The 12743-nt window shown below is 65.6% G+C and carries 14 protein-coding genes and 1 pseudogene; 7 read left to right on the top strand and 8 right to left on the bottom strand.

Annotation, left to right across the window (positions count from 1 at the left end):
- Positions 1–182: 182 nt before the first annotated feature.
- Entirely contained in the window at positions 183–506 is a 324-nt protein-coding gene (locus tag ABH933_RS21420; RefSeq protein ID WP_429425682.1) for a rhodanese-like domain-containing protein, read from the bottom strand.
- An 88-nt stretch (positions 507–594) separates the two neighbouring features.
- On the opposite strand from ABH933_RS21420, the gene ABH933_RS21415 reads away from it, so the two are divergent.
- The 5 genes from ABH933_RS21415 (at position 595) to ABH933_RS21395 (ending at position 4986) form a co-directional block, all read left to right on the top strand.
- Positions 595–1065 (top strand): MarR family winged helix-turn-helix transcriptional regulator, encoded by a 471-nt coding sequence (locus tag ABH933_RS21415; protein WP_429425684.1) that lies wholly within the window; start codon positions 595–597, stop codon positions 1063–1065.
- A 790-nt stretch (positions 1066–1855) separates the two neighbouring features.
- Entirely contained in the window at positions 1856–2899 is a 1044-nt protein-coding gene (locus tag ABH933_RS21410) for a sensor histidine kinase (protein ID WP_429425686.1), read from the top strand.
- Positions 2896–3591, top strand: coding sequence for a response regulator (locus ABH933_RS21405; RefSeq protein WP_429425688.1), 696 nt, complete (start codon positions 2896–2898; stop codon positions 3589–3591). The genes ABH933_RS21410 and ABH933_RS21405 overlap by 4 nt, the downstream gene beginning before the upstream one ends.
- Positions 3592–3706: 115 nt before the next feature.
- The gene (locus ABH933_RS21400; protein ID WP_429425689.1) at positions 3707–4432 is read left to right on the top strand and encodes a hypothetical protein; all 726 of its coding nucleotides are present in this window, start codon (positions 3707–3709) and stop codon (positions 4430–4432) included.
- A 26-nt stretch (positions 4433–4458) separates the two neighbouring features.
- On the top strand, positions 4459–4986 hold the full coding sequence (locus tag ABH933_RS21395; protein ID WP_429425691.1) for a hypothetical protein: 528 nt from the start codon (positions 4459–4461) through the stop codon (positions 4984–4986).
- A gap of 107 nt (positions 4987–5093) precedes the next feature.
- Here ABH933_RS21395 and ABH933_RS21390 read toward each other — a convergent pair whose 3' ends face one another.
- Positions 5094–6023: a LysR family transcriptional regulator gene (locus ABH933_RS21390; RefSeq protein WP_429425693.1), complete on the bottom strand. Its 930-nt coding sequence runs from the start codon at positions 6021–6023 to the stop codon at positions 5094–5096.
- Positions 6024–6148: 125 nt separating this feature from the next.
- Here ABH933_RS21390 and ABH933_RS21385 point away from each other — a divergent pair, with 125 nt between their 5' ends.
- Positions 6149–6550 carry a carboxymuconolactone decarboxylase family protein gene (locus tag ABH933_RS21385; protein WP_429425695.1) on the top strand — a complete coding sequence of 134 codons (402 nt, stop codon included), beginning with the start codon at positions 6149–6151 and terminating at the stop codon, positions 6548–6550.
- 120 nt (positions 6551–6670) lie between these two features.
- The gene (locus tag ABH933_RS21380; RefSeq protein ID WP_429425697.1) at positions 6671–6910 is read left to right on the top strand and encodes a hypothetical protein; all 240 of its coding nucleotides are present in this window, start codon (positions 6671–6673) and stop codon (positions 6908–6910) included.
- A gap of 99 nt (positions 6911–7009) precedes the next feature.
- On the opposite strand, the gene ABH933_RS21375 is transcribed toward ABH933_RS21380, so the two are convergent.
- From ABH933_RS21375 to ABH933_RS21350, 6 genes and pseudogenes are all read right to left on the bottom strand, one after another.
- Complete coding sequence (locus ABH933_RS21375) at positions 7010–7534, bottom strand: LLM class flavin-dependent oxidoreductase (protein ID WP_429425699.1); 525 nt, start codon at positions 7532–7534, stop codon at positions 7010–7012.
- Positions 7535–7740: 206 nt separating this feature from the next.
- Positions 7741–8118, bottom strand: coding sequence for an alcohol dehydrogenase catalytic domain-containing protein (locus ABH933_RS21370; RefSeq protein WP_429425701.1), 378 nt, complete (start codon positions 8116–8118; stop codon positions 7741–7743).
- A gap of 668 nt (positions 8119–8786) precedes the next feature.
- A complete protein-coding gene (locus ABH933_RS21365) occupies positions 8787–9149 on the bottom strand; it encodes a hypothetical protein (protein ID WP_429425703.1) in 363 nt (120 codons plus the stop codon).
- A gap of 270 nt (positions 9150–9419) precedes the next feature.
- Positions 9420–10786: pseudogene (locus ABH933_RS21360) on the bottom strand (ISNCY family transposase).
- A gap of 123 nt (positions 10787–10909) precedes the next feature.
- Complete coding sequence (locus ABH933_RS21355) at positions 10910–11953, bottom strand: aldo/keto reductase (protein ID WP_429425705.1); 1044 nt, start codon at positions 11951–11953, stop codon at positions 10910–10912.
- Positions 11954–12319: 366 nt separating this feature from the next.
- Positions 12320–12547 (bottom strand): hypothetical protein, encoded by a 228-nt coding sequence (locus ABH933_RS21350; protein ID WP_429425707.1) that lies wholly within the window; start codon positions 12545–12547, stop codon positions 12320–12322.
- Positions 12548–12743 lie beyond the last annotated feature (196 nt).

Here is a 12743-nt window from a genome sequence, read left to right as displayed (position 1 = left end):
TCGTTCCCGCCGAACGACTGGTCGACGGCATCTGGGGCAAGCGGCCACCCTTGGATGCCGGCAATGCTCTGCATGGAGCTGGGATCTGCTCAGCGATCCGGAAGCCGAACTGGCGCGCCGGATGGCGATTTTCGCCGGCCTGCACTCGCTCAACCCGACCGGCTGAGGGTGCGCTGAGGCCATCATCTTTCGATGGGCAGGCCCGCACCTGTCCAGTCCTCGATGCCGTCGCGGTATTTGCGGACATTGGTGTAGCCGAGCCGCTCCAGCTTGGTCGCCACGTTCTGACTGTTGGGGCACGCGGCGTTCGAGCAATACGTGACGATTGCCGCCGCCCGGTCGGGGAGCAGTTGGGGTGCGCGGCTGTCCACTTCGGCCTCGACGAGCGCGAGCGCACCGGGCAGATGCGCCTTGGCGTAGTACGCGCCGCCGAGTGCGTCCAGGACGATCACCGATCCGGCCTCGATCTCCTGGGCCAGCTCGTCGCGAGTGATCACTGCGGTCATGGGCATTCCTTTCTTGAGCACGAAATATGAGTGCGTGTGCACGCTACTATAAATGTGCGGGTGCACGCAATCGGTTATGCTGGGTGATGTGCCGCACTCTTCGAAACAAACTCACCCGGCCGTCGACGCCTGGGCGGCGTTGCTGCAGGTGCACGCCAAGCTGGTGCCCGAGCTCGACACGGAGCTGCGCCGCGCAACCGGACTCCCGTTGAGCTGGTACGACGTCCTGCTGGAGCTGAACGGGCCGCAACAGCTGCGCATGAGCGACCTCGGAGAACGCGTGGTGCTCAGCCGCACGAGGGTGAGCCGCCTAGTCACCGAAATGGAGTCGCACAGCCTGGTGCGGCGTGAGACCAATCCCGACGACGGGCGCTCCGCCTTCGTGAGTATCACCGACGAAGGGCGCAAGCGCTTCCGCGAAGCGGCACCGCACTACCTCGAAGGGATCGAGCGGCGGTTCGGCGGGCGGCTCGATACTGGTGAACTCCATGCCGTCGCATCGGCGTTACGAAAGGTGCTCGCGCCCGGGGGCGGACAGGGCGTACCGCATCACGCGTGACCCCGCCTGTCAGAGGTCTGCCAGGCGGGGTGCTTTATCTCCGTAGCGATCTGGAGTTGGTGCGGGTCCTAGTGGTGATCGCGATCGCTGTGTCCGGGTTCGGGTTCTGGTTACAAAGCTGGCATCGCCAGCCCGGGCGGGCCATAAAGTAGGCGGCCGCCGCGGGACTCGTTCGTCGAGGTAGAAGCGCTGTTCGACCTGGTCGTGGGCCGTGGATCGCCCGCAGTACCGGGTCGGCGAGCCTGAGCACGGTCGGCGGGACCCCGCCACCGCGCGGCTGCCCTCGACGGCCCCACCGGCCACCGGTCCCACGGGCGGTGCGCTGAGGCAGGCTGGCCGGGTTCGGCGCGCATGGCGTGGCAGGGCAATCCCTCGCCCCGATTCCGATCTCCGTGAACCAGGCATCCACCTCGTCATCGGGGATCCGGCTGTTGCGCCAGGCGCCATATCCGAGTCCGAGGCGGAGGCGGAGTCCGAGGCGGAGGCGGAGGCGGAGGTTCGGTTGTCCACCGGGCGGTGGCCGTACTCCCGCGGGAGTATCGAAGGAATACGCGCCGGGGACGATGCTGCTGTCCGGTCCGACGAGGAAGATGAACCGGTGCGACGTCCAGGAAGGGTCGGTCCGTCCGGTGCCGGCGCCGAACGGGTTCAGTGGCGACGTGTCCTGCGGTCGGGCTCGGCGCTCCGTCCGCGCGACCTTTTGTTCGGCGTCGTGGTCATGGCGGTCGCCGTGGCTTCAGGGGCGGCAACGAGTGCTTACCACGGCACATCAGGTGCCGCCGGATACGCCGTGGCCGCGATTGCCGGCGCCGCGGTCGCGTGGTGGCGGGTGAGTCCGACACCTGCTCTGGCAACGGTATTCGGTCTGTATCTCGTCGACGTCGTCGTGCTGAGGGTGGTTCCGGCACCGGTGTTCCTTCCGTTGGTCATCACTTTCGTTGCGACCGTGTTGTTCGGCCGGCGCTGGCTGGCCCACCTGGTGCTGGTCCTCGGGTACCTGGTGGCCGTCAGCGTTCCGGTACCGGACTGGAATTCGCCGAGCGTGATCTCCGCGGCCGGACTGGCTGCCTGGTTCCTGGTGCTGTCCGCGGGCACGGAGATCGTCCGGACCCGCCGGCAGGCCCGCCGGGCCCGAGCCGCGGAACTGGTCAGCGAGGCACAGGCGCGTCAGGAACACGCACTGCGTCGTGCCGGGGAAGAACGGCTGAGCATCGCGCGGGACCTACACGACGTGCTCGCCCACCAGCTGGCGCTGATCACGGTTCAAGCCAATGCCGGGCTCGCCCTGCTGCACAGCGATCGGGACGGTACCGAACAGGCGTTGACCGCGATCAAGGCCGCCGGCAACTCGGCGCTCGGAGAATTGCGAAGCGTGCTCGATATCCTCCGCGCGGGGCAGGCGGCCCCGATCTCGCTTCGATCCAGCCCGCAGATCTCGCGCGCCGGTGACCTCGCCGAGCTGCTCGACGGAGCTCGCGCCGCCGGGTTGACCGTCCGGACGGACACCGTCGGCCCACCAGCCGAGCTGCCCGGCATGGTGGGTCAGGCTGCCTATCGGATCGTCCAAGAGGCCGTGACCAATGCGATCCGGCATGCCGGCGCCGGGACCGACCTGGCGCTGACACTGGCATACCGACCCGATCGGCTGGAGTTGACGGTGACAGACGACGGCGCCGGATCTCCGAGTATTCGAGCGTCCCGCGGCGGCAACGGTATTCCGGGAATGCGTGAGCGCGCGGCCGCGCTCGGCGGGACGATCACCGCTCGGCCGTTGGCCGGTGGGGGCTACCGGGTGGCCGCGATATTGCCGCTCCGGAAAGTACCGACCTTATGACCGCCGACCGGTCGTCGGCGCAGATCCGCGTCGTACTGGCCGATGACCAGCTACTGATCCGCGCCGGAATCCGGGTGCTACTGGAGACCCAGCCGGATATCGCCGTGGTGGGTGATGCCGAGGACGGCGAAGCCGCGCTCGCACTCGTTGCCGGCCTGCGGCCGGACGTGGTGCTCATGGACATTCGGATGCCGGGTCTCGATGGGCTCGCCGCGACCCGGCGAATCACCGCCGACCCGGAGTTCGCCGGAACGCACGTCGTCATGCTGACCACGTTCGACCTAGACGAGTACGTATTCGAGGCGCTGCGACTCGGAGCCGCAGGGTTCCTGGTCAAGAACAGCGAACCCGAGGAACTCGTGCGTGGCGTGCGTGCCGCCGCGGCCGGAGACGCGCTGCTCACCCCGGACGTGACCCGGCGGCTCATCGCGGAGTACTCCACACGCGCCAGAACCGTTCCCGCTGCCGTCACCGGATTGGACGCCCTCACCGAGCGGGAACGGGAGGTATTGACGCTGGTCGGTTCCGGCCTGTCCAATGCCGAGATTGCCGCCCGGCTCGTCGTCAGCCCGCTGACCGCGAAAACCCACGTCTCGCGGATCATGCTCAAGCTGTCCGTGCGCGACCGGGTGGGCCTGGTCGTCCTCGCATACGAGACGGGCCTGGTGCGCCCGGGCTGGGCCGCGGACTGATACTCCCGCCGGCGTAGGTGGAATGTCGCCGCCCGGACGATGCAGGCGATAGCCGCCCGGCTGCAGAATCGGGCGTGAATTGCTTTCTCCTGCAGGTTGATCGAAGGGAAGTATCATGACCGCGCCCGACTCCGCGCTCGACAGTCGGCCCCGGCGCATAGTTGCGCTGACAGCTGTCTGCTATGTGGTGTTCTTCGTCGTCTCGCTGGTTCTCCAGTTCCGAATGAACGGCCACGCATCGATTTTCACGCCCTATTCCTCGGACGAGACGGTGGCCCGGTATCTCGCCGAGACCACCCGCGGCGCAACGGCCTTCGGAGCTTTTTTCCAGGCAATGAGTGCGCTGGCTCTGCTGGTCCTCACCGCATCTGCCGCGGACTATGTGCGGCGGATGGTGCCGGAGGGCGGGTACGCGAGCGTTATCCGTAGCGGTGGCGCGGTTTCCACTGCACTGCTGCTGGTCTCGTCGTCGGCTCAGTGGGTGATGAACCGGCCCGGGACAGGTGACGATCTGCGCGTATTTCGTGCGATCTCGGATCTCGTCTTCGTCACCGGAGCCGCCCCGCACGTCGCGACGCTCGGTCTGTCGGTCGGAGCCCTGGCCGCGGCCGGTTTTCGGACCGGAGCGCTGCCACGCTGGTTGTCCTGGTCCGGATCGGTCATCGCCGCGGCGTCACTGCTGTCGATGCTGTCGCTGCTGTTCGAGCCCGCCACGATCTTCATCCCATTCGGACGCTATATCGGCATGCTGTGGTTCCTCGCGCTCGCGGTGACATTCCTGCTGCACCGGCCGCCCCGCGATGCCGCGGTCGGGCGGGCTCCACTCGTCGCCGGCCGATAGCCCGATTCCGGCACATGGAAAGAGCAATGGGTCGTTGGCTGGCGTGGTCCTGGTTCGGAGTGCTCGGACCGCTGATCGGCTCCCTGTCGGTCGGTGGTCTCACCGGGATCTTGCCGCACCCGATCTATCACCCGGTCTATATCGTGCTGTCGTCGGGTGCGTGGTACGCGGGCAACCGTCTTCGGTCAACGGCAACGTCCAGTGCCCTCCGCAGGATAGCTTCGGTCCTGGTCGCTGCCATTGTCACCGATATCGTCGGGCAGGTCGGGCAGGAGATCGCGGTTCTCGGGCACGGCGGGTTCCGCGCGGGCAAGCAAGTGCTCACCGAGCCGTTCCACATGACGTGCGCCGTGATCTCCGCGCTGGCCATCGTATTGTCCGTCGTAGTACTGGCGATCATGTCGTTCGTCGCCGTGATACGGCCACCCAGCCGGGCCGACGGACGTTGTGGTTTTTGCATTTTCGTCAGCAGCGCGAGGAGGGTGCCCTGTTTCTGCGCGTCGAGGCCGGCGAAGGGGCCCGAGGCGTGCAGCGCTAACTCCTTAATCGGGTGAGCCCTGGCGCAGTCCAGGTCATCCCAGCGCCACTGCCGCACGAGGCAGGTTCGGACTCAGCGAAATGGGGACAGCAGACAGCTGTATCGTGCGCGGTTGAGTCGCTCCTATGGGCTGGGATAGGTCACTTCCGCACTGCTGTCGGCGTTTCCGCGCTCTCGACTGTGTTGCGCAAGCACGCCGTGGAACCGCGCGACCAGCGGGCTCGGGTCGTCCGTACGCCACGCAACATGCAGCGACGTCGAGGTGTCGGCCAGCCGTCTCGGGGCTACCCCGACACGGCGTAACGCGCGATGCGAGTCGGCTAGTACGGCGGCGCCGAATCCGGCGGCTACCAGTGCCAAAAGTGTTTGGGCGCTTCGTCCTTCAGCGCCGATGCGCGGGACCACCCCGGCTCGATGGCAGAGCGCGATGATCTCGTCGTAGGAGCGGGAGGAGACCTCGCGTGGCCAGATGACCAATGGGATCTGGCCCAGTGCGGACAGCGGTGCCGGTCCGACCGCGTGGGCGAGGGGGTGGGCGGCGGGAAGGAACAAGGTCAGCGGTTCCTTCCACCAGGCGCGGGTTGCCAGACGGGCGTCGCGCGCAGGCAGTCGCTGTACGGCGATGTCGTAGCGGCCGTCCAGGACACCGGCGGACATCTCCGCATCGCTGAAGCTTTCCTCGAGCCGCAGGTCCACCCCGGACAGTTCCCTGCGCAGCCTGCCGAGCACCGCCCCGAGCGGTCCATTGATGCCGGATCCGGCGAATGTCACGGTCAGCCGTCCGGTCATCCCTTGTGCGGCAAGCCGGACATCCTCGAGTGCGGCGTCCGCTTCGGCCAGGACGGTGGCGGCTCGTCGTGCCAGGGCCGCTCCCGCCGCGGTCGGCGTCAGCCCACGTCCCTCCCGCTCGAAAAGTGCTACGCCGAGCCGTCTTTCGAGTTCGCGCACCTGTCTACTCAAGGTCGGCTGGGTCACGTGCAAGCGCCGCGCCGCGCCGCTGACCGTGCCTTCCTCGGCGATCGCGACCACATAGCCGAGCAGTCGAAGCTCCATCAATAGATACCTCCCAAGCATAGGAAGCATATCCACCAATGCCTGTGGGGCTGATTCGGTCGTTCGGTGCGCGACAGTTGAGCAGTCACACCGACCGAATCATCCGAATCATCCAAGGAGAAATCATGAACCGCGAACAGCGTTACGCCCACGGCCTCGAGGTCCTCAACCGCGTCGATGGCGAAGCGGGACAACGGATTGTGGCGTCGCTGGCCGACACCTCACCTGAGCTCGGACATCAGGTGGTGGCCTGGGCATTCGGCGATATGTACGACCGACCCGAACTCGCGCCCCGCGACCGGCAGCTGGTCACCCTCGGGGTGCTCGCGGCGCTCGGCGGCTGCGAGATCGAGTTGGACGTGCACATCAATGCGGGACTCAACGTCGGACTCACCCCCATCGAGATTTCGGAAGCGTTGCTGCACACCGCCGTCTACGCGGGCATGCCGAGGTCCATCAACGCCACCCTGGTCGCGAAAAAGGTCTTCGGTGAGCGGGGCATGCTGCCGCTGACCAACGTGTCCTGACCCGGATGCAACAAGCGTCGACAACAGCGGCCCAGCACTATCGCGTCGGCACGCGATAGTGCCGGGCAGTGACCACAACTGACCGGCCTGCACGTCCCCTACCACGGCACGTTCGCCTACGTGACCGGCGAGCTCACCGACGGCACCCGGCTGCCACTCATGCGACTGTGCTATGCCGGATCGGCGTCGACCTGGGGATTCGCCGTCTACCTGGCCAGCCGCGACGGCTACGAGAACTCGATCCTGCCCAGCGGATACCCCGCCGGCAGTCCAGCCGCGGCCCTCGACTGCGCCTGCGGCCTCTACCTCAACGACTCCACCGCCTGGCTACCCCGACGAACTAGCGGGCGCACCCACTAGCTACAACTGACCAGCAGCGTCCGAGCAGGCCCCCTAGCTGTGAGCTCTCACAGAGAAGGGCCTGCTCGGCGCTCAGTTCAATGCGGATTCCGACAGCGATTACGGCGCTGGCGCTTCGAGAGCTTCCTCGAGGACCGATAGATGTTGATCCACCGACGATGACCCCAGCCCCAATGCGTCGATATCGAAGTGGGTCGCACCCAAAGCGCGCCAATCGTTGACGTATTCGATTCGTGCGTCCGGGGGCGTGGTGGCGAGGGTGAGTCGTGGTTGCAGCCCGATGTCACCGGGATCCCGGCCGGCATCGAGCGCGTAGGCGCGCATTCGCTCGACCATCGCCTCGGCCGTGGAGTCCGGAGCGATGTGCGGCAGCCAACCATCCCCTATTCGGCCGATTCGGCGCAGGGTCGCCTCCACGTGCCCACCGAACCAGACCGGAATCCCGCCGCGGGCCGGCCGCGGTTCGATCCCCGCGTCGACCACCTTCTCCCACCGCCCCGCATAGCTGACCGTAGGCTGCGCCCAGAGCGCCCGCAGCAGTTCCACCTGTTCGCCGAGTTTCGCGCCTCGCCCCGGCGGTGAAGCTCTTGCGCAAGCGTTCAGCGATTCTGCTGAGCGCCTCACTCAGCGGGAGCTCCGGCATCCCGCGGGCCTCCCGTCGGATATCCACCCGCGCCGACCCGACCAGCCGGCGTCCCCGGATATCGGACCGATTCCGCGCTGTTCCCGCTACTGAGAACCCGGGCCGCCCGCCATTCGGACCGCACCCTATACCGAGGCGGTCGACAGGCCGCCGGTCTCGAACTTCCTGATCTCGCCCTATCGACTCATTAAACTAGCAAACCAATCGGTCTCATCCGAGTCTGGCAGATAGGGCCATCGCCGACAGCTGCGATTGTGCCCGACACATCCCACCCGAGAACGACCGGAAAATCGGCGCCGCCCGAACCTTGGCCGTTGCGGCTCAACCAGTCGATCGCGTTGACCCCAGCGGCATGCACCCGCACGATCACCTCACCCGCCGACGCATGGGGAACCGGCAATTCCACGATGTGAAGGACCTCTGGCGGGCCGAAACGATCAATCACAGCAGCGCGCATCATGGTCCCGATCAACTGTTCCTCCGCATACTTGTCATACTTGTCATACTTGTCATACTTGTCGCTCGTTCTTGTCGCTCGTTCGAAACCCGAATAACCATCCAACACTCGCTGAAGGTCAGCCGCGCCACATATCCTCGGCCAGCGTTTCGGCAAAGCTGTCGACATCGTCGATGGTGATATCGAAGGAACACATCCATCGGAGCCCACAGTTGGGCGAAGCCTTCGGCCAGGACTCGACCGCCGGTGACCAGGTAGTCCCCTACGAGCAGCCGACCGATCTCCGTGGTGGCAGCCACGCGAAGTCCCGTGTGGGACCGCCCGCAGCATGCACAAGCTCCCACAGCTGGCGCTGCGCTGCGATCGGAATACGGCTGAGGTCGTCTTCGAATGCGGCTGGTTCGAACTCTGGGATCAACGCGATCTCATCACATGAGACGCCGAACCGCACCCCAGCATCGAGCACCAGCCGCGCAAGGTGCTCCGACACTGTGTCTCGAACCGTCGCGGCCAGGTCGAACGCTGGTTCGGTTGCGGCACTGGAGAAAGACGTCAAGAACTGGATCGAGAACTGAAACGCAGCCCCGAAACCGTTATCTGGCGCAAGACCGACGACGAGATCCTCGAATCACTATCCAAATATATAGCGATAATTTCCAGACCAGAACACTAGCTAGGCCGTGTCCTGCAAGTCATCACAGTCATAGGATGAGAGCGGCGATGGCGAGTTCGGCCTGACAATACCGGAGTGAACGCCCTCGACGGCCCCAACACCGCTAGCCGCGATAGATCTCGACGTAAGCGTTGGTGGTCACGGCGATAACGCCAGGACCCATACCCGTACAGCCTGTGGTGATGCGCTGGCCTGCCGATGTGAAGGGGTAGCTGAGTACAGGATAGGAACCGACACCGTACAGGGGGAACGGCCCGCTGGCATAGAGGCCGAAGCAGTCGACGTGCAAGACGTAGCTGCTTCCCCCGTCGGGTTGGCACGTCGCCGACGCACCGGAAAGATCTCGCTCGACGAAGCAATCCCCCGGCGCCGCTTGGGCGGCGCCGGAGCCGATAATTGCTACAGCGGCCAGACCCGAAAAGCCAGCGGTCGCGACTCGTGCAACGGCAACAATTGTTTTCTTCATGGAAACTCCTCCAGTGTCAGGTGATCTTCGGGTGAGAGCCGCTGAACGTTACGCCCCATACAGCATGGCGTTGGTGGCATTGGGTGCTGTCGCGAAGGTCGTTGCCCAGGTGAGCGCGTGGACAGCGTCCATACCGAAGATCGCGCGGGACGTGGGCTCTAGCTACTTGCTCCTGAAATAGTCGGTTGGAAGGGCTTGCGCGACAGGGGTGATCGCTGATCGGTGTGCGGGCCGATTGCTTTTCGGGTGGTGCTGGCCGGACCCCGGTTTTCACCGGGCGGTCACGGTCATCCGCTGGAGGTTGTAGGCGAAGATGCCCAGCCCGATCCAGGTCTGGGCTCCGGTGAGGCGGCGCATCCGGCTGCGGCGCAGCCCGAATCCTCGTTTGAGATGGCTGATGCGGGCCTCAACGCCGACGCGCCAGTTCCGCATGCGCCGGAAGGAGCGGGTGTGTTCGTGCTCGCGACGGGTCTTGGACAGGGTGCCGCTGCGTTGCAGTCCGATGTGCCGAACGCCGAGTTCGGCCATGGCCTTGTCGTTGGCAGCGGTGCCGAAGCCGCGGTCGGCGACCACGGTGGCCGGGATCGCGCCGGTGGCTGCGATGACCTGTTCGACAGCGGGGACCAGTTGCCGTGCGTCGTTCGGGTTGCCCTTGTTGACCTGGTGGAACGGTATGAAACCGCGGTCGTCCTCGACGACGAGGGTGGTGTAGCCGAACTGGGTGGGGTGCTGGGGTTTACCCTTGCGGATTGGCCGCGCGTCCGGGTCGGCCAGCGACACCATCCGGTCCGGAATGATACGGTTGCCCGCCAGCCGTTGCGCGGTTTGAGCCAACAACCGCTGGGTGCCTGTGATCGTGTCTTCCAGGTCGGTGACCAGCCTCTGCAACCGCCGGGACGGGCGTCGGTCCAGCATCCGGCGGGCATTGCATGCCACCGCGGTCACTTCGGTGACCGTGGCGGTCGCGATGTCGGCGATCTGGCCGGTGAGCCGGTCGATTTCCCCCAGGGCGTGGCCGGTGCGTCGGCGCAGTGTGCGGCTGATCTGCCTGATTCTGCGCCCGGCAGCGCGACTGCGGTCGCGGAACGTGGTGCGTGTCGCCGCGCCGGCTGCCTTGATCCGCCGCACCAGTCCGCCCAGTTTGCGCACGCCGTGATCGAGCAGATCGGCGTCGGTGGGATGGTCGATATCGGCCTCGACCACCGTGGTGTCGATGCGCAGCTTGCGAGCCCGCAGGATCCTGTCCTGGGTCAGTTTGCCCACCAGCGCCGTGTTGAGCTGGTCGAACACCTGCGGACCGGCCCGCCCGACCAGCTTGACCAGCGTGGTCGGGTGCGGCACACGAGCTTCCAGCGGGATCCGGCAGAACCGGCGCCAGGTGATCGAATCCGACACCTCCCGGCACACGTCTCGTATCCGAACTGGTAACGGTGCTTCAGATACAACAGCCGCAACAGCGTGTCGACTGGCACCGACGGCCGCCCCAACCGGGCATCGAACATTCCTCGCCAGGGTGTGAGGAACCGTTCGTCGTCGAGATAGGCATCGATACGAGCCAGCTCGTCGGGAAGCCGGAGCAACTCTGGTGGCAACACCACATCCCACAACGACAGCTGCTCATCCGCGACTCGCAACATCGACTGCCACAACCTCCATCGAGAACGACACCGATGCCATTATCGCAACGAAACACTCACTGCCACAACATATTCCGAAAACACGACAGCGTTTACAGGGGCGAATTTTTCAGGGGCAAGTAGCTAGTTCTTCGCCCGGACTGGGCCGCTACCCGCACCGGTGGCGGTGATGACCTCGGAAATGGCGGACAGGTCCGCAGGAGTGAGGATGAGCTCGGCCGCGTCGATCCAGCCGTCGATCTGGTCGGGGCGGCGGGCGCCCACGATCGCGCCTGTGACGCCGGGCCAGGCCAGGGTCCAGGCGATGGCGACGGACGCCACTGTGGTGTTGTGCGCCTCCGCGATTGGGCGCAGGCCGGCCATCAGCGCCAGATTGCGGTCGAGTTCGGTGGTGAACTCGGGGAAGGTTTTGCGCCAGTCATCGTCGGGCAGTGCGGCTACCCGCTCGGCGGAGAAGGCACCGGTCAGCAGGCCCGAGTGCAGCGGCTGGTAGACGATGGCGCCTGCGTCGACGGCGTCCGCCCAGGCGAGCTGGTCGGACGAGTCGCGCTTGATAGCGGAGAACTGCGGCTGGATCGAATCCACGTGTGCGATCTTCTCGGCGGCCCGCAGTTGGGGAATGTCGTGGTTGGACAACCCGATTGCGCCGACCTTGCCTTCGGCCTTCAGATCGGCCATCAGCTGCCAGTACTCCTCGAGCGAGGTCGCGACCGCGGTGTCGTCTTGTTCGCCGCCCCACTCCAGCGAACGGCCGGTGGCCGGCCAGTGCACCTGGTACAGGTCGATGCGCTCCACGCCCAGCCGCTTCAGTGATCCCTCGAGCTCCCGCCGGACGCTGGCCGGTTCCATGATCCGCATGGGTGCGGCAAGCCGGTCATTGTCGTCCCACACCAGGCCGCACTTGGTGAAGACATACGGTCGGTCGGTCTCCGGAATCCCGGAAAGCGCCTTGGCGACAATCTCTTCCGAGTGTCCGAGTCCGTACACCGCGGCGGTGTCGATCCAGTTCACGCCCGCCTCGACGACGCGGCGGATGGTGGCGATGGAATCATCATCGTCCTGTGCACCCCAGGAATAGCGCCATCCAGCGCCGCCGATGGCCCACGCGCCGAACCCGACTCGGGTCAGCTGAAGATCGGTGGTGCCGAGAATGTTGGTGGGAAGCAAGTTGAATCTCCTTGTTTTCTGGGCGATTACGTGCGGTGACCAGTCATGCGGTGATGTGCTTTGAGCAGGCACGGGACCACTAATAAACGGCCAGGGGAACGATCACAGCGGTGAGGACGAGCGCTCGCAGCGCTGGCGGCCAGCCCGCGCTGAACGGAGTCATCACGATCAAGCCAACGGTAACCATCGGGAAAATCGCCAGCCCGGTGATCGCCGCGCGGACGTGGACCGAAGGGCTAGGTGGGGCTTCAGTTTTCGACATCGCATCCTCGGTCAGCGGTCGGCAAGCGGGCCGTTCCGTGACGCAGAGCGCGGTGGGCGACGAGTCAACCGGACCCACCAGCACTGAGTGGTCGAGTCAGTTGCTCAGCGGGTGGGCACCTTGTTGATCAGGCAGCCGAGGAAGGTCGACCCGGCACTCTGCGAATCCATCTGTGTGATGTCTCCGATAATCGGCTGGACCTCGGAGTGATTGTCAGCAGTGTCGGTTGTCGGCTCGAGTGGGATCGTGGCCGCGAACGCGGGAGCCGCGCCGAATCCGGTGGCGAACAGCACCGCGCCGACAATGACGGCCTTCTTACCAAAGCGGTTCATCTCCCGATATCTTTCGTTTTGTCCCAGACCCGGGCGGAGCATATCGACCGAACGACCGGGCGCGATTTCTAAACGATGGGAACAACACCCCTCCCGGCTGCACGCTGCGTCAAGCAATTTCCCAACAGTGGGAAGATGTGGGAATGAGCTCGAATCAGAGAGGCGGTCTGTCGTGAGCGATGGAAGTACATCCGCG

The sequence above is a fragment of the Nocardia sp. GP40 genome (assembly GCF_050434125.1).
Classification (GTDB): domain Bacteria; phylum Actinomycetota; class Actinomycetes; order Mycobacteriales; family Mycobacteriaceae; genus Nocardia; species Nocardia albiluteola.
The sequence above is the reverse complement of the archived record's forward strand: the minus strand, read 5'-3'. Positions and strand labels throughout refer to the sequence as shown.